Raw genomic sequence first — 19,032 nt, 5'->3', positions numbered from 1 at the left:
AACAATGGAATCAGAAAAATTACAAGAGACCGCTTTTCAAATCATTCTTAGCAGCGGGGATGCTCGGACAATCGTTCATGAAGCATTCCAAGAGATGCGCCAAGGAACTTTTGAAGCAGCACAAGCAAAACTGGATCAAGCAAATGAAGCACTAGTAGAGGCCCATAAAGCACAGACGGGCTTATTACAAGAATACGCCAGCGGCGAAAAAATCGACATGGAGATTATCATGGTCCATGCACAAGATCATCTAATGACAACGATGACTTTGCGAGAAGTGGCGATTGAAATGCTGGCGTTATACCAGCGAGAGCGGTAGAAAGGAAGGGAACAAATGACCAATCAAGAACAACAGAAAAAAATGGCAGAAAAAAATTTTCGGTTTAATCGCTTTTTATTTCTAAGGTATGTATTAGCAGTGTTTTTCTTTGCAAATCTTTATTGGTTATTGGCTGCGATGGCCAGCAATGCCCTACTCCTGATTCTTCCGCTGGCGCTGTTGGTTTTGGCTATTTCGGCAATTGGAGAATACGTGCGCCTTTATGGCAGCCACTCAGAGCAAATAGCAGAAAAACTGCGGTGGACGCGCTTGTTTTATCTTTGTCAACTGACGATGAATCTCCTTTTATGCGCCGTTTGTTTCTTCTCTCCTCTGTTTTCATTCGTTTTTCCTTTTCTTGATAATACACTGCACAATCGAGGCATTCTTACACTCTGGCTTAGTGTGGGGCTAACGTTAGCTGCGCTATGTTTGCAGCGTGTGAATAAGATCCGTCACAAAAAAGATACGTATTATGGATATATTAAAGAATACCAAAAACTCATTGAAGGGAAGTAGTTACATTATGGAACAATCAAATAGCAAGTTGTTCAGTCTCTTAGAAACGGCCGTCATGGGACCGTTAGGAAAAGTGGCACAGTTCAAAATCGTACGTGCCATCATGGCTGCTGGGATGGCTTCGATTCCTTTTACGATCGTTGGCTCGATGTTTTTAGTTATCAATGTATTGCCGCAGACCTTTACCTTTTTAGAAGATTTCTTCAATAATACTTTTTTCAGAGTCAGTGAATTGTATATGCTGGCAAACAGCACGACAATGGGACTTTTGGCATTATATTTTTGTATCGTTCTCGGCTATGAATACACCAAGATCTATGCGGAAGAAGAAGAGTTGGATCTTGCGCCTATGAGTGGGGCGTTATTATCGATGTTTGCCTTTTTCATGTCGATCCCACAATTGATGATTGTGGATGGCAACATGTCACGGATCACCGATCAAGAAAATGCTATCATCAATGGCTGGGCGATCGGTGGCGACGGGGTGGAGCGTTTGGGAACGACCGGGATATTTACCGGTATCATTATGGCGGTGTTGGCCGTTCAGTTGTACCGTTTATGTGTGACGAAAAAATGGGTCATCAAAATGCCTGAAGAAGTCCCATTAGGGGTTGCCCGTGCCTTTACAGCATTGATTCCCGCCTTTGTTGTGGCCTTCACGGTTCTTATCATCAATGGCGCATTAGTTGCAGCAGGAACGGATATTTTCCAAATCATTGCGGTACCTTTTGGGTTTGTTACCAATTTGACCAACAGTTGGTTAGGTTTGATGGTGATTTACTTTTTAGTCAGTGCATTATGGTTAGTAGGGATTCATGGCGCAAATATCATTTTTTCTGTATTGACGCCAATCACCTTAGGCAATTTGACAGCCAATGCTGAGGGCGCCAATTTTGCATTAGCTGGTGAGTTTAACAATGCGTATGTGACCGTCGGTGGTTCAGGGGCAACGCTAGGTCTCGCTTTATTCTTGGTTTATCTGGCGAAATCAAAACAATTAAGAGTGTTAGGAAAAGCTTCGATCATTCCAGCATTATTCAATATTAACGAGCCGTTGATTTTCGGGATTCCTTTGATTTATAATCCTTTCTTAGCGATTCCCTTTTTCTTAGCACCGATGGCATCCGCATCGATTGCCTATTTTGCGATCGAATTGGAAATCATTCGACCGATGATCGCCCAAATGCCATGGCCTTCTCCAATCGGCATCGGCGCATTTATTGGAAGTGGAGGCGATTGGAAAGCCGCAGTTTGTGCTTTCTTATGTGCAGGCGTTGCCTTTTTGATCTACTTCCCATTCGCTCGTTCTTATGACGCAGGCCTAGTCAAGCAAGAAGCCCAAGAAGGGGAACAAGCAGCATAAATCGAAAGGAATAAGAAAGAAACGTCCACACGGCCGTTTCTTTTTTTAAGCGTTCTATTCTGCTTTTTTTCGATTCGATGGTACGATGAAACTAGTGAGTTATGAAAAAAAGAAGGAGTGGAGAACATGAAATTTTTAATTTGGCTGGTCTGTGTGATCGGCATTGAAGCAACAGGAATCATCTCGAGTTTGTTTGCAGGGGACATTGCCGGAACGTATGCGCAAATGGAAAAACCCTTTTTAGCCCCTCCTGGCGGGATCATTGGGATCGTTTGGACGATTTTGTATGCCTTTATGGGAACGGCGTTGTATCTGTTGATCGTCGCCAAAGTCAATCCAGCGCTTAAAAAGAATGCCTACATCTTCTTTGCGATCCAGCAAGTATTAAACTTCTTTTGGAGTATCGTTTTCTTTGGCTGGAATGCTTACTGGGCAGGAACGGTCATTATTGTCTTGTTAGTGTTATCAGTGATTATTTGTATGATCCTCTTTGCTCGCATCGACAAAAAAGCGATGTACTTGTTTATTCCTTATTTGATTTGGTGTTTATACGCCGGCTACTTAACGATTGGCTTAACTTTATTGAATGCCTGATAGAAAAACCCTCTTCCAAGCGTCTTGTTGGAAGAGGGTTTTTTCTTTTAGATATAGTCTTCAGTCAATTCCATAAAGCTGGCAACATCTTTTAGGACCATGTCGATCCCTGCTTGCCAGAAGTCTGGTTTCGTTAAATCGACACCAAGGTGTTTTTGCGCCAGTTCTTCCGTCGTCATTGAAGCAGTATCTTGCAATAAAGCAATGTATTCTTCTTCAAAGCTAGACCCTTTTTCATTGGCATACGCGTAGATCCCCATACTAAAGAGGTAACCAAAGGTATAAGGGAAGTTGTAGAACGGCACATCGTCAATAAAGAAGTGCAATTTGGCTGCCCAGAAATGTGGGTGATAAGTCGCTAACCCATCCGCATAGCTTTCTTTTTGCGCCGCAGTCATCATTTCCGTGATTTGTTCCGCTGAAACCAAGCCCTTTTGACGAGCTTGATAGAAGCTGTTCTCAAAAATAAAACGTGCGTGGATGTTCATGAACATCGCGATCGCATTTTGCATTTTAGCATCCAATAGATTGATTTTTTCTTCTTTTGTCGTTGCTTCTTTGAGGGTTGCATCAGCAACGATCAATTCAGCAAAGGTACTTGCTGTTTCGGCAACGTTCATGGCATAGTTGCGGTTTAATTCTGGCAGCTCCCAAAGAACGCTGCTGTGAAACGCGTGACCTAGCTCATGGGCAAGCGTCGCTACTTCGTTGACTGAATTGCTGTAGGTCATGAAAATACGTGACTCTTTGGTTTCTGGCAAGCTGGTGCAATAGCCGCCAGGACGTTTGCCGGGACGATCTTCTGCTTCGATCCAGCTTTTTTCAAAAGCAACTTGGGCAAAGTCAGCCATTTTCGGACTGAACTTACGGAAGTTGGTCAAAATAAAGTCAGCTGCTTCATCAAAGGTGTAGGTTCTTTCTTCCATGTCCCCAAGGATGATTGGCGCATCTTGGTCTTGCCATTCCATTTTTTCTTTGCCGAAAAGCTGGGCTTTGCGAGTCAAGAAATCAACGATTGGCTGTTTGTTCTTTTGGATTGTGCCCCACATAGCATCCAATGTCGCTTTTTGCAGACGATTGTATTCTAATGGTTCCTTCAAGTAATCAGTGACACCGTGAAGTTTGAAGGTAGAAAGGCGGAAACCGTCTAAGTGGTTCAAGGTATCCGCAAAGAGGTCTTCTTTTTCTGCCCACGTCTTTTCCCAAGTGTCGAATAAACGCGCACGAACTTCCGGATCAGGATCACCCATCATTTTATTGAAGGCTTGACCAGCTGAAAACTTGATCGTCGTGCCGTCTTCTTGAAGGAAAGGAATTTCGATCGAGGCAACGATCGTATCGTAATGTTGGCTCCAAGCATTCAAGCCATCTAAATTTAAAGTGTTGATGATGGTCTCTTCTGCTTCGGATAACAATTCTTTGCCGTCGCGGCGAATCTCGCTTAAACGAAAAGCGACAGGTGCTAAGTTTTCCGCTTTAACTAGTGCTGTCCAATCATCCTCAGAAATTTCTGTCAATTTTTTCGAGAAAACGGTTTGTGCTGCTTGCAGTGCTGGCAATTTTGCGTAGAGGTCACCCGTCAGGATTTTGGCTTTGCTGTCATTGACATTCGCTGAAAGCAAGGCATTGATAAAGCTGCCGCATTGTGAAAATCCTTGACTAATAGTTGCGGATAAATCAAGTAACTCTTCTAATTTTGCTGCATCGTCTTCGCTGTTGGGCGACCATGCATCGACTGTTGTTCGGTAATTTGCAATTTGTTCTTCCAGTTGGCTCATGCGTTCTTTTAATTGAACAGAATCGCTGCCTCCCGGAAAGATTGTTTCCAGATTCCAATTGATTGAATAGGTCATTCCTATCAAACCCCTTTCTTTTCCTTCGATCTTATTAAGTATAGCATAACGAAATTTGGTCGCAACCATCAGAATCCTTATGAAATAAGGGTTCTTGATGAAACTGTACCAAAAACAAAAAATGGAATGTATAACTCCTTGATCTATTGATAGGGCGGAAAAACGTCAAAAATAAAAAAACTATCACATCCTCATCAAATTCTTAGAAAAAAATCGATGGATAAATATTACATATGAAAAAAAACAGCGAGTAAAAAAACGCCTGATGAGCGATATTCGCTTTTTCATGCATAATGCCAAATCCTTTGCGAAAAGAACACGAAATATACCACTGCGAAAGCGTATACAATTAGGTAGCATAGAGGTGTAAACAGAAGAAGGAGGAAGAAAAATGCCAAATGCTATTCATGTTTTTTCAGAGATTGGACGATTGAAGCAAGTCATGCTTCACCGCCCTGGTCGGGAATTGGAGAACCTTGTTCCTGATCATTTGAACCGCCTGCTATTTGATGATATTCCTTTTTTGGAACAAGCCAGAGCAGAACATGATCGGTTTGCGGAAGTCCTACGTCAAAATGATGTGGAGGTGTTGTATCTAGAAGATTTAGCTGCTGAATCGCTCACGTCACCAGAAATCAAACAGCAATTTCTCAAGGATTATTTAGCGGAAACTACAATCCAAAGTTCTGAGATCATCAAAGAAGTCACGGATTATTTTATGTCTTGTGACAATGATCGGGAACTGATCGACAAAACTATGGCTGGTTTAGCCAAAAATGAACTGGAGCTGCCAAATACCCAGAGCCTCGCTGGGACCGTGGATGATCAATACCCATTTCTGATCGATCCAATGCCAAATTTGTATTTTACACGAGATCCCTTTGCGACGATTGGTAACGGAGTATCCTTGAATCGCATGTATTCAGAAACAAGACGGCGCGAAACGTTATACGGCAAATATATTTTTGCTCATCATCCAATGTTCCAGCAAAATCCGCCTCATATGCTTTATGATCGCGCTCAACCAACCCGCATCGAAGGTGGCGACGAATTAGTTCTGTCAAAACATGTGTTGGCGATTGGTATCTCGCAACGAACGGATGCCGCTTCGATTGAGCAGCTGGCCCGCAAAGTGTTCGAAAATGAGCCAAGCTTTGAGTATGTTCTAGCGTTTGACATTGGTCAAGAGCGCAAATTCATGCATTTAGATACGGTATTTACAATGGTCGATCATGACAAGTTTACGATCCATCCAGAAATCGAAGGAGAGCTGACGGTTTATTCAATCTCACGAGCAGGTGATGGGGTGACGATCAAAGAAGAAAAGGACACGTTGGAAAATATTTTATGTCGCTATCTAGAACTAAATACGGTTGAATTGATTCGTTGCGGCGGCAGTGATTTGATTGCAGCAGCTCGGGAACAATGGAATGACGGTTCCAATACCTTGACGATCGCACCTGGCGAAGTCGTCGTATATGACCGCAATACCATCACCAATCAGAAGTTGGCAGAAGCCGGTATCAAATTGCACAAAATCTCCGGCAGTGAATTGGTTCGTGGTCGTGGCGGTCCTCGTTGCATGAGCATGCCATTTGTTAGAGAAGATATTTAAATCAGAGGAGGAATCATCGATGGAACAAGTATTTAAAGGAAGAAGTTTTTTAGCAGAAAAAGATTTTACGAAAGCCGAGTTAGAATACCTCATTGATTTTTCAATCTATTTAAAACAATTGAAAAAACAAAATATTTCTCATCGTTATTTAGAAGGCAAGAACATTGCCCTTTTGTTTGAAAAAACATCGACTCGGACACGGGCGGCCTTTACGACAGCTGCCATCGATCTTGGTGCCCATCCAGAATTTTTAGGCGCGAATGATATTCAGCTAGGCAAAAAAGAATCTGTCGAAGATACAGCAAAAGTTTTAGGCAGCATGTTTGACGGTATTGAGTTTCGTGGATTCAGTCAACAAGTCGTTGAAGATTTAGCCAAATTCTCCGGTGTTCCTGTTTGGAATGGCTTAACCGATGAATGGCACCCAACCCAAATGATCGCTGACTTTATGACCATCAAAGAAAACTTCGGCACCTTGGAAAACATTACGCTAGTTTATGTGGGCGACGGCCGGAACAATATGGCGAATAGTTTGTTAGTGACGGGGGCAATTTTAGGGGTCAACGTTCGTATCTGTGCACCAAAAGAACTTTTCCCAGCGCAAGAAGTGACAGACTATGCCAACAAATTTGCTAAAGAATCTGGCAGTCAGTTGATGGTAACAGATGATATCCAAAAAGGCGTCAAAGATGCAGACGTCTTGTATACCGATGTTTGGGTGTCAATGGGGGAAGAAGACCAGTTCGAAGAGCGGGTGAAGCTGTTGAAAGATTACCAGATCAACCGCGAAATGGTGATGGCCACCGGAAAACAAGACGATGGCTTGATCGTGCTGCACTGCTTGCCAGCGTTCCATGATACGAATACGACGTATGGAAAAATGATCGAAGAAAAATTTGGCATTTCTGAAATGGAGATCACAGACGATATTTTCCGTAGTCACTGGGGTCGTCAATTTGAAGAGGCTGAAAACCGGATGCACTCGATCAAAGCGATCATGGCAGTAACATTAGGCGATCTATTTATTCCTAGAGTGTGAGAAGGAGCAGTGAGCAGATGAGTGAAAAGAAACCAACGATCGTTGTCGCCCTTGGCGGCAACGCCATCTTAGCAGAAGATGCCAGTGCCAAAGGGCAAAAAGAACGACTCAAACAGACCGTGGACTATCTGATTCCCTTGATCCGAAAAGACGTCAATTTGATCATTACTCATGGGAATGGTCCCCAAGTGGGAAACCTGGTTTTGCAGCAGCAAGCGAGCGATTCTAGCAAAAACCCAGCAATGCCTTTAGATACCTGTGTCGCCATGACCCAAGGCAGTATTGGCTATTGGTTGCAAAATGAGCTGAGAATCCAGTTGAAAGCAGCACAAATAGCGAAGCCGGTGGTGACTGTGGTCACGGAAATTACAGTCGATGCCCAAGATCCAGCATTTGCCCATCCGACAAAACCAATCGGGCCGTTCTTAACGGAAACGGCTGCCAAAGAAGCCATGGCGGCTTCAGATGCCATCTACCGGGAAGATGCTGGTCGTGGCTGGCGGAAAGTCGTGGCTAGTCCTGCACCACAAGCGATCCAAGAAGTTGCCAGCATCAAAGCGCTGATTGAACAAAACACGATCGTCATTTGTGCAGGAGGCGGCGGCATTCCCGTGCTAGACAATGGCCTGGGTGTTGAAGCCGTGATCGATAAAGATTTTGCTTCTGAAAAATTGGCTCGATTAGTCGATGCGGATCAGCTGATCATTTTAACGGGCGTAGAAAAAATCGCTTTGAACTTTGGCAAGGAAAGTGAGCAGTGGTTGGATCATGTGACCGCCGCGGAATTGGAAACCTATGTCGATGAAGACCATTTTTCACCAGGTAGTATGTTGCCGAAAGTACAAGCCGCTTTGAACTTTGTCAAAATGGGGGCGGAAAAACGGGCAGTGATTACTTCTTTAGACAAGCTGGCAGCTATCGATGATGCTGGCACGCAGATCACCTGGAAGTAAGCGAAGCAGCAAAGCAAGACCCAAAACATTGGAGTGAGAAAAATGATCGACCACCAAATAAAAGATCCATCAACAAGAGCGAACAGCTTTCAATGGCTGGAAGAAGAAAATCAGCAGCGTTTGAAAGAGCATATTTACTGCCGTACGTACAAAAAAGGTCAAGTGCTTTTTTATGAAGGCGACGTAAGAGATCGGATATTCCTTGTGATAGAAGGACTTGTACGGATCGAAAAGACCGACGGAACTGATTCCTATTGTTATGTAGATTTTGTTGGGCCAGATCAGTTATTTCCTTTGATTGGCTTGTTTGAAAGAGACAACTATGATGTATCGGCATTCGCTGCAACAGACATTGTCGTGCAGTTTGCAGCGATGTCACTGTTTGAACCGCTAGTCGTTTCGTCTACAAGTCAGTTGCTGTGGCTCAATCAGCAAATGAGCCGGCAGTTGGAAAAGCAAAGACGCCGTGTCGAGTATTGTGTCACCTCCAGCGCGCAAACAAGAGTCGTTAATACGATTGGTCTTTTGATGATCGAGCATGGGCAGACACAAGGTGAGCAGATTCGCATCCCTTTTCCAGTTTTTATCAATGATATAGCCAAGTACAGTGGAACGACGCGAGAGACAGTCAGTCAAACGCTCAAGGCGCTCGTGCATAAAAGAAAGATTTATTATCGCTACAAAGAACTCATTATTTATGACCAAGATTATTTTTCTCATGTTGCCAAGTAATGGCTGGCAGCAAATAGGATCGATTCAAAAAAGGGGGAACACAGATGAAAAAAAAGCAAAAAGAAAAAAAGTCGCTGACATCATTCAGTATCTTATTTCTGATCATTATCGCCTTGACGGTCGCTTCCTGGCTCTTAGCAGGGCAGCCTTTTGCGCCTTCTTTACCAGCAGGCCAAGAAGAGATGGTCAGCCAAGTGGTGGGTGCCAAGTTTTCTGATTTCTTTATGGCGCCTTTTAACGGATTTCGTGATGCGATCGAGATCTGTGTGTTTATTCTCTGTTTGGGTGGTTTTTTGAATATCGTCACGCGAACAGGCGCTTTGGAAGCCGGGATTCAGCATTTGGTCAAAAAACTCAAAGGCAATGAGTTGATTTTGATTCCGATTTTAATGATCTTGTTTTCGATCGGCGGCTCCACTTATGGAATGGCGGAAGAAACGATTCCTTTTTATTCCTTATTAGCAATAACGATGGTGGCATCAGGTTTTGATACGATCGTCGCAGCAGGAACCGTTATGCTGGGTGCTGGTGCCGGCGTGATTGGCTCCACCGTCAATCCCTTTGCGACCGGCGTTGCGATGGATGCCTTGCGAAGCATCGATATTGCCCCAAACAATGGCACGATCTTAGTAGTCGGGGCATTGCTTTGGTTAGTCACGACCGCATACTGTATCTTTGTGGTGATGTCTTATGCCAAAAAAGTCAAAGCCGACAAAGGCTCCACGATCTTATCGCTGCAAGAGCAAAAAGAAATGGAAGAACATTTTGTCAAAGACACGAACGAAGCCTTGGTGTTTACGCAAAAACATCGCCTGATTTTGACGATTTTTGGTTTATCCTTTGTGATCATGGTGGTTTCCTTGATTCCTTGGGGCGACTTTGATATCCATGTGTTTGACGGTTGGACCGCCTTTTTGACCGGCAATAGCTTCGGTGAATGGTATTTTGGTGATTTGGCCATGTGGTTCTTCTACATCAGTATCATCATTGCGTTGATTCAAGGATTCTCAGAAAAAGAAATCGTGACCAACTTTATCGATGGGGTCAAAGACATTTTATCCGTTGTCTTGATCATCGTTGTGGCACGGGGTGCTTCCTACATTATGCAAACGACGTACTTGGATCTGTTTATTTTGGATCGGGCTTCCCATCTTTTAGAAGGTCTATCACCTGTCCTGTTTGTGATTGGCGCCTACATTTTGTATCTGCTCTTATCGTTCTTGATTCCATCGACTTCCGGACTAGCGTATGTATCGATCCCGATCATGGGGGCCTTGGCGCAAAGCATCGGACTCAATCCGAACGTCATGGTGATGATCTTTACTGCTGGTTGCGGATTAGTGAATTTGATCACACCAACTTCTGGCGTCGTGATGGGGGGATTGGAGCTGGCTCGGGTCAACTATTCCACTTGGACCCGCTTTATGCGCAAACCGTTACTGGTTATCGGAATTTCCAATCTTGCCATTTTAATCTTCTCAATGTTGTTCTTGTAAGCTACGTTTCAAGATGTGAACGAGACGGATCAACTATTTCAGTAAGCGAGGCGACTTGAGAGGAGCGGATCAAGTAAATGAAAAAAAAAGAGCGACAAGCAATTATCAAAAAACTCTTTGTCCTACATCGGATTGAGTCTCAAGAAGAATTGATGAATTTATTAAAAAAAGAAAATGTTTCAGCTACCCAAGCCACGATTTCTAGAGACATGCGGGAAATGAACATCGCTAAAACGTATGCCAAAAACGGTCGGCCGTATTATTCGATCTTTGAATCCAAAGAGCAGGATCTAGAAGACAGAATTGCGTTTTCGATGTATGAGTACCTAAAAAAGATTACGCAGATTGACTTTTTAGTTGTCGTTCATACGGCTGAAAACGGCGCCGATGTGATCGCCAATTATCTTGATGAAATGGAGCTACCAGAAATTGTAGGCACGATTGCAGGGTTTGATATTTTATTGATCATCACGCCGTCACAAGAAGCGGCAGCAGAGGTGGTCGATCGGTTGAACCATTATGTAGAAGGCTACGAGATGGGTTCGTCATTGTTTACTGGAGAAAAAAACGCAAAACTGCCCTGAGAATCGTTGAAGGAGCTGAACGTCACAAGCCCCAAAATCTCACGACCAAACGGGTGACGGCTTTTCATACCGATGGCTATTTTTAAAAAGAAAGAGTGCTTCTAATCTTCACGGAAGCACTCTTTTTGTGTGTGCAATGTCACCACGGTTTGCTGGAAAAACAGTTGCATCACCAAATGAAAATGGTAAGATAGGAAAATGAGGAGTGAAAACTATGAAAAAATTACTGAAAGAACCGAATTTTTACTTTTGTATCGCACTTGCGGTTATGGTCATCCTCTTTATCAGTTCTTCACAAACCTATGAGCAGCAATCACAAATCGGGTTGCTTTCACGAATCTTAAAAAATGAACCATTGAAAGAGTGGCTAGAGAAGATTTCTTTTTCCTATGCTGGTTCGGAGATCAGTATTGCGGAAAAAGGCTATTTCTCATTTGTGGAATTTTTCATTCGTAAAGGCGCACATTTCTTTACCTATTTTGTCTTAGGGGGCAGTCTGTTCTTCGTTCTCGTATATCGCCGTACGCCGTATTGGCTAGCCGCTTTTTTTGCTTGGTTAGCAGCTACCGGCTATGCTGGGATCGATGAATACCATCAAATGCTGACGGGAGGACGGACGCCGCTTTTTCAAGATGTCATGCTGGATTCAGCTGGAGCACTGACCGCCGTTCTTTTGGGGTGGTTGATTTGTCAGTTATCGAAAAAGTCACCTAAACGCCGCAAAACATAACGAGTTGTCGGCGTTTTTAAGCGTTAAGCTGTTAGAAAGTATAAAAAACAAGAGGCGAAACCAATGGAAAAAAGTTTGAGTAGTGTCAAAGGCAAAACCGAGTTTGTCGTGCATGAAAGTTTGCCGGTGGGGGTTCTTCTCGCGATGGCTGGCGGCTTTTTAGATGCCTATACCTATCTCTTTCACGGTGAAGTGTTTGCGAGCATGCAGTCGGGGAATGTTATTTTGTTAGGGATCAATCTTTCAACGGGGCAGTTTGAACAAGCCTTTCGGTATCTGCCACCAATCTGTATGTTTTTAGTGGGGATCGTGGTGACGAATTATCTGCAGCATCATTTTCCGACTGGTGGTTGGATCGTTTGGCAAAATGCTGCGTTGATCTTTGAAGCAATCGGTATTTTGGTTCTGGGCTTTTTTGCGCGTTCTTTACCCAATGTCCTGGTTGATTCCGGATTATCTTTTTTTGCAGCGATTCAATATGCCGCTTATCGGCGCTTGGCAGGGATGCCCTATGCCACCACGATGACCACTGGCAATTTACGTTCGCTGGCTGATTACTTGTATTTGCGCGGGTTTAAGCAGGACCGATCAGTGACACCCAAGATCATTTCTATTTCCTTGATCATCGGCGGTTTCTTTTTTGGGGCGGTTTTAAGCAGCTTGCTAGGAATTTTCTTATTCCACCGGACCATCTGGGTGGTTTCAGGAATTTTAGCCCTGGTGTTGGGAATCACGATCCACAGTCAAAATAAAGAATAGAAAAAAGACATTCCCCGGAATGTCTTTTTCGTCTTACTTTTTGGTGCTCGCGCGTGAATCTTTGAGATAAAGCGCTATTTCTACCAGCAGTGCTGCTAGAAGATAGCTACCAAGGACGGCTATCTGGTAAAATTTCTCTTCAATCAGCTCGTTGCGCTGCAGCAAAATGACCCCACCTAGAAAGAGCATCGCCAACAGGGAGAACCACTGCTGGGAAAAACGCCAATTGCTGACACTGGCTGTACTGCGCTTGGTGCGAAAGCCGAATATATAATTGGGTTCTTCTCGGTAAAAGAACCGGAAGACGATGAAAAAAATACCCGTAAAAATCAACAACAAAAGACCAATATCGATCGAGATCACTTCCTTTCAAGCGAGGTTTGTTGGGAAAATCAGCGAATAAAAAGGATTATCTATTTATTGTACTCGCTGTAAAGGGTTCTATGAAGGGGAACTATTGAAAAAATAGATAGTTTTGCGTAAATAAAAAGGGAGGGCGCTATAAGTCGCCATCCCTTTTTCAATTATCCGCGTTGAAATGGTCCTTTAGGTGCAATCAGTTCAAGATTGGTACCATCTGGATCTGTAAAGTAGGCAACACCTGTCCCGAAGCCGCTTTTTAAACCATCTTGTTCTTCAAAAACGATTGGGGTACCGTCAGGTTCAACCCCGATGGCTTTTAGACGAGCAACGGCTTCATCAATATTTTCGACTTCAAAACAAAGATGCATGGCACTGATTTGCTCATTGGAATAGCTAGCTTTGTTGGATTTTGGTTCGACGTATTCTAAAAGGTCGATGTTGAGATTGTCTAAATGAAGATTGGCGTATTTGATCAATGTATCCTCTAAACCTTGCGTTTGCGCCATTCGTTTGCCACCGATCGTATCTTGATTGGCGATTTTCTTTCCAGTTAATGCTTCATAAAATTGGATGGAACGTTCGAGATTGCTGACGGTGATTCCCACGTGGTTCACCATTGAAAAGCCTGTGTTTGTGTTTGTCATTATACTTCCTCCTAAGGTTTTGTTTAGTATATCGTTTGGTTAATGAAAATCGAATGTGTCTGGATCTGGACCCACTCGCAGGTCCTCATTTAATGCGTTCAAGCGAGCCATTTCATCTTCTGATAAATGGAAATCAAAAATCGCTGCATTGGCGCGCATTCGCTCAGGGTGTGTCGATTTGACATTGACTAAGATTCCTTGTTGGATAGCCCAGCGTAAAAGCACTTGTGCCGCTGATTTTTGCTGTGCATCGGCGATCGCCAAGACGGTTTCCTCTTTCAGCAGTTTGCCTTGCATCAAAGGTGACCAAGCTTGGATCGCAATCCCCTTTTCAGCACAAAAGTCCCGCAGGTCTTGCTGCGTAAGTTTGGGATGCAGTTCGATCTGATTGACGACAGGAACGACCTTAGCAGCGGCCAATAGTTGCTCCAAGTGATGAATCTGGAAGTTGCTGACCCCGATTGCTTTGATTTTTCCAGCGGCATACAAGTCTTCCAAGGCGCGCCATGACTCTTGAAATGCCTGGTTTCCCGGCCAATGGATCAAGTACAAGTCGAGATACTCGAGGTTTAAGCGGGCCAAACTTTCATTGAAAGCATGGATCGTTTCATCATAAGTTAAATGATCGTTCCAAAGTTTGGAAGTGACAAAGAGTTCTTCACGAGCCAACCCCGTTTCTTGTAAGCCTTGTTTGATTCCTTCCCCTGTTCCTGTTTCGTTGCCGTAAATAGCCGCCGTATCAATCAGGCGATACCCATTGATAATGGCCTGTTTCACGACCTCTGCTGTTTCAGCTTCAGGGATTTGAAAGACACCTAACCCCAAACCGGGGATTTTGCTGCCGTTGTTCAGTGTAACGGTATCCGATAATTTTTCGATCATAAAAACATCTCCTTTATTTTTTTCTGTAATCATCATATAATGAGGAGGTAAGGTTGTATAGTACGTACTTTTTTGTTTGATACACACCTTTTGGTAACATTTGTGTGTTTACAGACTTGATGAGGTGAAAAAAATGGAAGAAAAAATTTATAATATCGGTGTAGAAGCAACGATGGATGTCATCGGCGGGAAATGGAAACCAATCATTCTTTGTAATTTACGCCATGGGGCATTGCGTCCTAGTGATTTACGGCGAAAAATTCCTGGCATCAGTCAAAAAATGTTGACGCAGCAATTGCGGGAACTAGAAGAGTCTGATATCGTTACCCGCAAATCCTATAATCAAGTACCACCCAAAGTTGAGTATTCCTTGAGTGAATATGGAGAAACGTTAGGCGGCTTATTGGATACCCTTTGCCAGTGGGGCACGATGCACGTCGCTGCGCTACAAGACAAAGGAGAACAAGTTACTTTGTTAGAACAAGAAGAGGCGATTGTCTAGCAGAGGGCAAGTGGCATGAGAAAAGGCCGGCAGAAACCATTGGTTTCCGTCGGCCTTTTTTAGGCTATGCTTGTTGGATCAATTCTAGAATGGCTTCAGCATTCATGCCGCTGTAATGATTGATGGGAAATGACAGGCGCTTGATTCGCGGCGGGATGGCCTGCTTGATCATCGGATCTGTTAAAGAAAGCAAAGGATCGACCAAAACGATTTTTTCTTGCGAAAAACGATAATTCATCAGACGTTCTGGTGTCACAACAGTCACGCTGATTTGATCCTCGGACAGCATTTGGATGTTGCGGGCGAAAATTTTAATCAGACTTCCAGCTAAAGTAGAACGATCAATAAAGACAACTTTTTCCAAAGTGATTCTCCTTTTTAATTAATATGCTTAATTAAGTATATTAATTAAATGGCGCTTTGTAAACAGGAACATTTGGAAACAACAAAAAAGCCGCAAAAGAATTTTTTTGCGGCTTTTGGTTCATCTATAAAAAGGTTTGACTCTTTTTTCCATTAAATCACGATCACGGGTGTCCCGACTTCGGCTTTACTGTACAATTCTTTCATCACGCCTGGCGGAGTATTGATACAGCCGTGAGAGCCGCGGGTTTTCCAAAGATCACCACCGTATTCCGTTTGCCAATCAGAATCATGGATTCCGACACCGGTCCAATCGATCGGCATCCAGTAATCAACAGGGGACGCATAATCTTCACCGGTCAAGGTTGCATCTTCTTCTTTGTTCCAGACATAGAAGACACCAGTTGGCGTTGGTGTGGCTGGTTTTCCAGAGATAATTTTCGTATCTAGCACCAGCTCGCCATCTTTGTAATACCACATGTGTTGGTTTTTCAGATCAACTTCGATATACGTGTTGCCAAATAACGGGCTGCCAGCATCGGTGCTTCCTTGAGCGATCGGTGTGCGCGTGAAGTCTTCGCCGGCTTTTAACGCCTCAATCAATGCTTCTGTTTCCGCATCGGTTTGGATCGTCCAGCTGAGGGTGCCGGCTGGAACCGTTACTTCGCCTTGTTTGGTACTCTTGAAGGTCGAAGAATTGGTGCTGGTGTTGTATTGCTCTCCGATAGAAGCGACATAGCTTCTTACTTTGTCTTCGTCGATCGTGGTGTTGCCATCTTTGTAAGAGAGCCAATCCATGATCGATTCTCTTGGAATTTGAAACGTGTTTCCGTTGATCGTATAATTGCCGGTTACTTTGGCGATTTTATTCAACGAATCCATTTCTTTGGTTAGATCAGGATCATCAGCGGTCACACTTGGTTTTGTGACGTAATCGACGAGATTTAATTCCTTTTCGCCACTGACGATGGCTTCTTGTAAGTCTGCTACTGCTTTGTCCACATCAATGGCATCGCCGTCAACTTCTGGTTTGATAGAAAAGCCGTCTTCGCCTTTTTCCAATGTTGCATCGGCTGACTTGGTACGATCCTCATTTAAAGTTTCTAGTTCCTTTTGGATCGTGTCCGTTTCGCTGTTTAGCGTATCTTGATCCACCGAGAGATTGTCCAGTGTTTTTTCTTCTGCAGCGGAAACATAAGCCATTCCCCAACTCCACTGGTTCTGTTCATCTTTTAATGATTGCAGCTCATTGGTGAAATCCGTTTGTAACCCAAATTGAGCAAGGTTGATTGTCTTCCATTCGCTATCGCCTTCTTTGATGGTGAAATCTTCTTGCGAGTAGCGGTCATGCAGCAGGGCATTGGCCTCGGCAACAGTTTTGTTGCTGATGTCGATCCCATCGATTTCAGTCTTTGGTAAAAAACGGTTTGCATAATATGTACTTCGGTAGGTATAGCCGCCAGCGATCACTACTAATATAGCAGCCACAACGATTAGAACAATTTTCTTGGTATTGTTCTTGGCGTCAGTATGTTTGTTTGAACGAGTCATTCAACTACTCCTTTTTTTCTAATGGCATAATAGATAATAACGCTTAAATCATACCATATTCCCCCAAGAAAGCGAATATGGCAAATGAAACTTCCATGAAAAATAGAAAATTCTTAAACTATCTTTAGCTAAGCTGTAGAAAAGCATTTCTTTGCATAAAAAAACTGAACGAACCGCAGCAAATCATCTTGATCAAATTGTTCTGAAAAAGAGTGAGCTGTAAGGTTCGTTCAGTGGCATAGTTGACTAGCTAAACGAAGTGAAAGAAATTATTGATTGTCTTCTGCATCTAGTTTCGCAAAAGCTTCATCAAGAATATCTTTTAATTGTTTTGCAGAAGCGGCCATCCGGTCTTTTTCACCATCCGTCAATGGGATCTCAATCACTTTTTGAATCCCTTGGGCGTTGATAACTGCAGGCGCACCAATGTACAAGTCGTTTAAGCCGTATTCGCCGTTCATGTACACAGACAATGGTAAAACAGCATTTTCATCGTCTAAGATCGCACGAGTGATCCGTGCTAAGGCTACCGCGATCCCATAGAAAGTCGCACCTTTTTTCTCGATAATGGTGTAGGCTGCATCACGAACGCTGAAGAAAATGTTGACCATTGCTTCTTCATCGATATCTGGGTTGTTTTTGACCCATTCATAGATTTGCAAGCCGGCTACGTTGGCATGAGACCAAACAGGGAATTCTGAATCCCCGTGTTCGCCTAAGATATAGGCATGGACGTTACGGGCATCAACATCGACTAATTCAGCCAAAGCTTGACGGAAACGTGCAGAGTCTAAAGAAGTACCTGAACCGATGACGCGTTCTTTCGGGAAGCCTGAGAATTTCCAAGTCGAGTAAGTCAAAATATCGACTGGGTTTGCTGCTACTAAGAAGATTCCGTTGAACCCTGAATCAACGATTTGGGTAACTACTTCCCGGTTGATTTTCAAGTTTTTATGAACCAAATCTAAGCGGGTTTCACCTGGTTTTTGAGGCGCACCAGCTGTAATAACGACTAAATCAGCATCATGTGCATCTTCATAAGAAGCGGCATAGATTTTTTTAGGGGAAGTAAAGGCCAAGGCATGGGACAAATCAATTGCGTCGCCTTCTGTTTTTGCTGTATTTATATCAATGATTCCGACTTCTTGCGCAATGTTTTGGGTCACCAGCGCAAACGCGTAACTAGAACCAACCGCACCGTCTCCAACAAGAATTACCTTTTGGTGATCTTTTTTGTTCGTTTTTGCAGTCATCTGTGTATCATTCCTTCCGCATAATTGTTTTACTCGCTATCATCCTACCATTTTCAAGTATATTTGTCATGTGATTTGCACAACAATATTACACAAAATATCGCTGTTTCAGTTGTAAATGCTTTCTTTGTTATTACGTCAAAAAGAGGATATATCAACGTTTTATTAAGATTCGTTAAGAAAGATAAAAACTGAGCAAGAGGACGCCACCATAACAGTCCATTTCGTGTTATAATTATTTCAGCAAAAGAACTGGGCGCATTTGTGTGCCCAGTATTTTGTGTTTGGATAAGAAAACCGATAAAATAGATGAAGAATCAGCTTGAAACTAGAAATAATGGAGCGTAATCGAAAAATGAAAATGATTGTAGGCTTGGGAAATCCCGGCAAAAAATATGAGAAAACCAAACACAATGTTGGCTTTATGGTAGTGGATGCGTTGGCACAAAAGTACCAAGCAACCTTTAAAAAGTCGGCTTTTGAAGCAGAAGTGGCAGAGTTTTTCTTGAAGGGTGAAAAAATCCTTTTGGTCAAACCGCAAACCTTCATGAATGAATCCGGTCGTTCGGTAGGTCCGTTGATGACCTATTTTGGCATCTACCAAGAAGAATTAGTAGTGGTCTATGATGACCTTGATTTAGCATTAGGGAAAATCCGCTTGCGCCAAAAAGGCAGTGCGGGGGGACACAATGGAATCAAGAGTTTGATCGCGCATTTGGACTCGACAGTCTTTGACCGCATCAAAATCGGGATCGATCGGCCACGTCCAGGACAAACCGTGGTCAATCATGTACTGAGTCCTTTTGCAAAAGACGATCTGCCCATCGTTTTACAAAGTATTGATAAGGCAGTCGAGGCAAGTAGTGATTACTTGACCAACGGCGACTTTCTTGCCACAATGAATCGATTTAACTAAGG

At 43.3% G+C, this 19,032-nt stretch carries 21 protein-coding genes; 14 read left to right on the top strand and 7 right to left on the bottom strand.

Going from position 1 to position 19,032, the window contains the following annotated elements; translation table 11 throughout:
* Positions 1–4: 4 nt before the first annotated feature.
* From IGJ17_RS15450 to IGJ17_RS15435, 4 genes are all read left to right on the top strand, one after another.
* Positions 5–319, top strand: coding sequence for a PTS cellobiose transporter subunit IIA (locus tag IGJ17_RS15450; RefSeq protein WP_016620318.1), 315 nt, complete (start codon positions 5–7; stop codon positions 317–319).
* Positions 320–334: 15 nt separating this feature from the next.
* Complete coding sequence (locus tag IGJ17_RS15445; protein ID WP_086332733.1) at positions 335–838, top strand: hypothetical protein; 504 nt, start codon at positions 335–337, stop codon at positions 836–838.
* 7 nt (positions 839–845) lie between these two features.
* Positions 846–2,201, top strand: coding sequence for a PTS cellobiose transporter subunit IIC (gene celB, locus IGJ17_RS15440; RefSeq protein ID WP_008380179.1), 1,356 nt, complete (start codon positions 846–848; stop codon positions 2,199–2,201).
* Between the two features lie 126 nt (positions 2,202–2,327).
* Positions 2,328–2,795: a TspO/MBR family protein gene (locus IGJ17_RS15435; protein ID WP_005233316.1), complete on the top strand. Its 468-nt coding sequence runs from the start codon at positions 2,328–2,330 to the stop codon at positions 2,793–2,795.
* 47 nt (positions 2,796–2,842) lie between these two features.
* Here the strand turns inward: IGJ17_RS15435 and IGJ17_RS15430 are convergent, their stop codons facing one another.
* Positions 2,843–4,648 carry a M3 family oligoendopeptidase gene (locus tag IGJ17_RS15430; RefSeq protein ID WP_034872886.1) on the bottom strand — a complete coding sequence of 602 codons (1,806 nt, stop codon included), beginning with the start codon at positions 4,646–4,648 and terminating at the stop codon, positions 2,843–2,845.
* 391 nt (positions 4,649–5,039) lie between these two features.
* Between IGJ17_RS15430 and arcA the strand changes: the two genes are divergently transcribed.
* The 8 genes from arcA to IGJ17_RS15390 all read left to right on the top strand — a co-directional run bounded on the left by arcA (position 5,040) and on the right by IGJ17_RS15390 (position 12,556).
* Complete coding sequence (arcA, locus tag IGJ17_RS15425; protein ID WP_008380174.1) at positions 5,040–6,263, top strand: arginine deiminase; 1,224 nt, start codon at positions 5,040–5,042, stop codon at positions 6,261–6,263.
* Between the two features lie 19 nt (positions 6,264–6,282).
* Positions 6,283–7,302 carry an ornithine carbamoyltransferase gene (gene argF / locus IGJ17_RS15420; RefSeq protein WP_008380172.1) on the top strand — a complete coding sequence of 340 codons (1,020 nt, stop codon included), beginning with the start codon at positions 6,283–6,285 and terminating at the stop codon, positions 7,300–7,302.
* Positions 7,303–7,319: 17 nt separating this feature from the next.
* Positions 7,320–8,255 carry a carbamate kinase gene (gene arcC, locus IGJ17_RS15415; protein WP_142437230.1) on the top strand — a complete coding sequence of 312 codons (936 nt, stop codon included), beginning with the start codon at positions 7,320–7,322 and terminating at the stop codon, positions 8,253–8,255.
* 42 nt (positions 8,256–8,297) lie between these two features.
* Positions 8,298–8,987 carry a Crp/Fnr family transcriptional regulator gene (locus tag IGJ17_RS15410; RefSeq protein WP_005233329.1) on the top strand — a complete coding sequence of 230 codons (690 nt, stop codon included), beginning with the start codon at positions 8,298–8,300 and terminating at the stop codon, positions 8,985–8,987.
* 44 nt (positions 8,988–9,031) lie between these two features.
* The gene (locus IGJ17_RS15405) at positions 9,032–10,483 is read left to right on the top strand and encodes a YfcC family protein (protein WP_008380167.1); all 1,452 of its coding nucleotides are present in this window, start codon (positions 9,032–9,034) and stop codon (positions 10,481–10,483) included.
* Between the two features lie 77 nt (positions 10,484–10,560).
* Positions 10,561–11,067 (top strand): arginine repressor, encoded by a 507-nt coding sequence (locus tag IGJ17_RS15400; protein WP_086298764.1) that lies wholly within the window; start codon positions 10,561–10,563, stop codon positions 11,065–11,067.
* A gap of 214 nt (positions 11,068–11,281) precedes the next feature.
* The gene (locus tag IGJ17_RS15395; protein ID WP_008380164.1) at positions 11,282–11,797 is read left to right on the top strand and encodes a VanZ family protein; all 516 of its coding nucleotides are present in this window, start codon (positions 11,282–11,284) and stop codon (positions 11,795–11,797) included.
* Positions 11,798–11,860: 63 nt separating this feature from the next.
* A complete protein-coding gene (locus IGJ17_RS15390; protein WP_008380162.1) occupies positions 11,861–12,556 on the top strand; it encodes a YoaK family protein in 696 nt (231 codons plus the stop codon).
* 33 nt (positions 12,557–12,589) lie between these two features.
* Here the strand turns inward: IGJ17_RS15390 and IGJ17_RS15385 are convergent, their stop codons facing one another.
* The 3 genes from IGJ17_RS15385 to IGJ17_RS15375 form a co-directional block, all read right to left on the bottom strand.
* Entirely contained in the window at positions 12,590–12,919 is a 330-nt protein-coding gene (locus IGJ17_RS15385; protein WP_016611997.1) for an SdpI family protein, read from the bottom strand.
* Positions 12,920–13,080: 161 nt separating this feature from the next.
* The gene (locus tag IGJ17_RS15380) at positions 13,081–13,563 is read right to left on the bottom strand and encodes a VOC family protein (RefSeq protein WP_005233337.1); all 483 of its coding nucleotides are present in this window, start codon (positions 13,561–13,563) and stop codon (positions 13,081–13,083) included.
* 39 nt (positions 13,564–13,602) lie between these two features.
* On the bottom strand, positions 13,603–14,481 hold the full coding sequence (locus IGJ17_RS15375; RefSeq protein WP_016611992.1) for an aldo/keto reductase: 879 nt from the start codon (positions 14,479–14,481) through the stop codon (positions 13,603–13,605).
* 97 nt (positions 14,482–14,578) lie between these two features.
* Here IGJ17_RS15375 and IGJ17_RS15370 point away from each other — a divergent pair, with 97 nt between their 5' ends.
* Positions 14,579–14,947: a winged helix-turn-helix transcriptional regulator gene (locus tag IGJ17_RS15370; protein ID WP_005233339.1), complete on the top strand. Its 369-nt coding sequence runs from the start codon at positions 14,579–14,581 to the stop codon at positions 14,945–14,947.
* A gap of 64 nt (positions 14,948–15,011) precedes the next feature.
* Here IGJ17_RS15370 and IGJ17_RS15365 read toward each other — a convergent pair whose 3' ends face one another.
* From IGJ17_RS15365 to IGJ17_RS15355, 3 genes are all read right to left on the bottom strand, one after another.
* On the bottom strand, positions 15,012–15,311 hold the full coding sequence (locus IGJ17_RS15365) for a hypothetical protein (protein WP_005233340.1): 300 nt from the start codon (positions 15,309–15,311) through the stop codon (positions 15,012–15,014).
* A gap of 152 nt (positions 15,312–15,463) precedes the next feature.
* Positions 15,464–16,861, bottom strand: coding sequence for a L,D-transpeptidase family protein (locus IGJ17_RS15360; RefSeq protein WP_005233342.1), 1,398 nt, complete (start codon positions 16,859–16,861; stop codon positions 15,464–15,466).
* A gap of 269 nt (positions 16,862–17,130) precedes the next feature.
* Positions 17,131–18,114, bottom strand: a complete 984-nt coding sequence (locus IGJ17_RS15355; RefSeq protein WP_005230720.1) for an L-lactate dehydrogenase — start codon at positions 18,112–18,114, stop codon at positions 17,131–17,133.
* A 355-nt stretch (positions 18,115–18,469) separates the two neighbouring features.
* Here IGJ17_RS15355 and pth point away from each other — a divergent pair, with 355 nt between their 5' ends.
* Positions 18,470–19,030, top strand: a complete 561-nt coding sequence (gene pth, locus IGJ17_RS15350) for an aminoacyl-tRNA hydrolase (RefSeq protein ID WP_008380153.1) — start codon at positions 18,470–18,472, stop codon at positions 19,028–19,030.
* Positions 19,031–19,032: the final 2 nt, after the last annotated feature.

The sequence above is a fragment of the Enterococcus sp. DIV1096b genome (genome assembly GCF_050498765.1).
Lineage (GTDB): Bacteria > Bacillota > Bacilli > Lactobacillales > Enterococcaceae > Enterococcus_D > Enterococcus_D entomosocium.
Note: the sequence above shows the minus strand (reverse complement) of the source record. Positions and strands in the feature narration are given on the sequence as shown.

What these genes read in the sequence shown, in the direction of transcription:
- IGJ17_RS15410 (WP_005233329.1), top strand. Translation starts at nt 8,298, where the DNA reads ATGATCGACCACCAAATAAAAGATCCATCAACAAGAGCGAACAGCTTT.
- IGJ17_RS15435 (WP_005233316.1), top strand. Translation starts at nt 2,328, where the DNA reads ATGAAATTTTTAATTTGGCTGGTCTGTGTGATCGGCATTGAAGCAACA.
- arcA (WP_008380174.1), top strand. Translation starts at nt 5,040, where the DNA reads ATGCCAAATGCTATTCATGTTTTTTCAGAGATTGGACGATTGAAGCAA.
- IGJ17_RS15405 (WP_008380167.1), top strand. Translation starts at nt 9,032, where the DNA reads ATGAAAAAAAAGCAAAAAGAAAAAAAGTCGCTGACATCATTCAGTATC.
- IGJ17_RS15370 (WP_005233339.1), top strand. Translation starts at nt 14,579, where the DNA reads ATGGAAGAAAAAATTTATAATATCGGTGTAGAAGCAACGATGGATGTC.
- IGJ17_RS15380 (WP_005233337.1), bottom strand. Translation starts at nt 13,563, where the DNA reads ATGACAAACACAAACACAGGCTTTTCAATGGTGAACCACGTGGGAATC.
- IGJ17_RS15445 (WP_086332733.1), top strand. Translation starts at nt 335, where the DNA reads ATGACCAATCAAGAACAACAGAAAAAAATGGCAGAAAAAAATTTTCGG.
- IGJ17_RS15430 (WP_034872886.1), bottom strand. Translation starts at nt 4,648, where the DNA reads ATGACCTATTCAATCAATTGGAATCTGGAAACAATCTTTCCGGGAGGC.
- IGJ17_RS15395 (WP_008380164.1), top strand. Translation starts at nt 11,282, where the DNA reads ATGAAAAAATTACTGAAAGAACCGAATTTTTACTTTTGTATCGCACTT.
- IGJ17_RS15450 (WP_016620318.1), top strand. Translation starts at nt 5, where the DNA reads ATGGAATCAGAAAAATTACAAGAGACCGCTTTTCAAATCATTCTTAGC.
- IGJ17_RS15355 (WP_005230720.1), bottom strand. Translation starts at nt 18,114, where the DNA reads ATGACTGCAAAAACGAACAAAAAAGATCACCAAAAGGTAATTCTTGTT.
- IGJ17_RS15375 (WP_016611992.1), bottom strand. Translation starts at nt 14,481, where the DNA reads ATGATGATTACAGAAAAAAATAAAGGAGATGTTTTTATGATCGAAAAA.
- IGJ17_RS15400 (WP_086298764.1), top strand. Translation starts at nt 10,561, where the DNA reads ATGAAAAAAAAAGAGCGACAAGCAATTATCAAAAAACTCTTTGTCCTA.
- IGJ17_RS15390 (WP_008380162.1), top strand. Translation starts at nt 11,861, where the DNA reads ATGGAAAAAAGTTTGAGTAGTGTCAAAGGCAAAACCGAGTTTGTCGTG.
- arcC (WP_142437230.1), top strand. Translation starts at nt 7,320, where the DNA reads ATGAGTGAAAAGAAACCAACGATCGTTGTCGCCCTTGGCGGCAACGCC.
- argF (WP_008380172.1), top strand. Translation starts at nt 6,283, where the DNA reads ATGGAACAAGTATTTAAAGGAAGAAGTTTTTTAGCAGAAAAAGATTTT.
- pth (WP_008380153.1), top strand. Translation starts at nt 18,470, where the DNA reads ATGAAAATGATTGTAGGCTTGGGAAATCCCGGCAAAAAATATGAGAAA.
- IGJ17_RS15360 (WP_005233342.1), bottom strand. Translation starts at nt 16,861, where the DNA reads ATGACTCGTTCAAACAAACATACTGACGCCAAGAACAATACCAAGAAA.
- celB (WP_008380179.1), top strand. Translation starts at nt 846, where the DNA reads ATGGAACAATCAAATAGCAAGTTGTTCAGTCTCTTAGAAACGGCCGTC.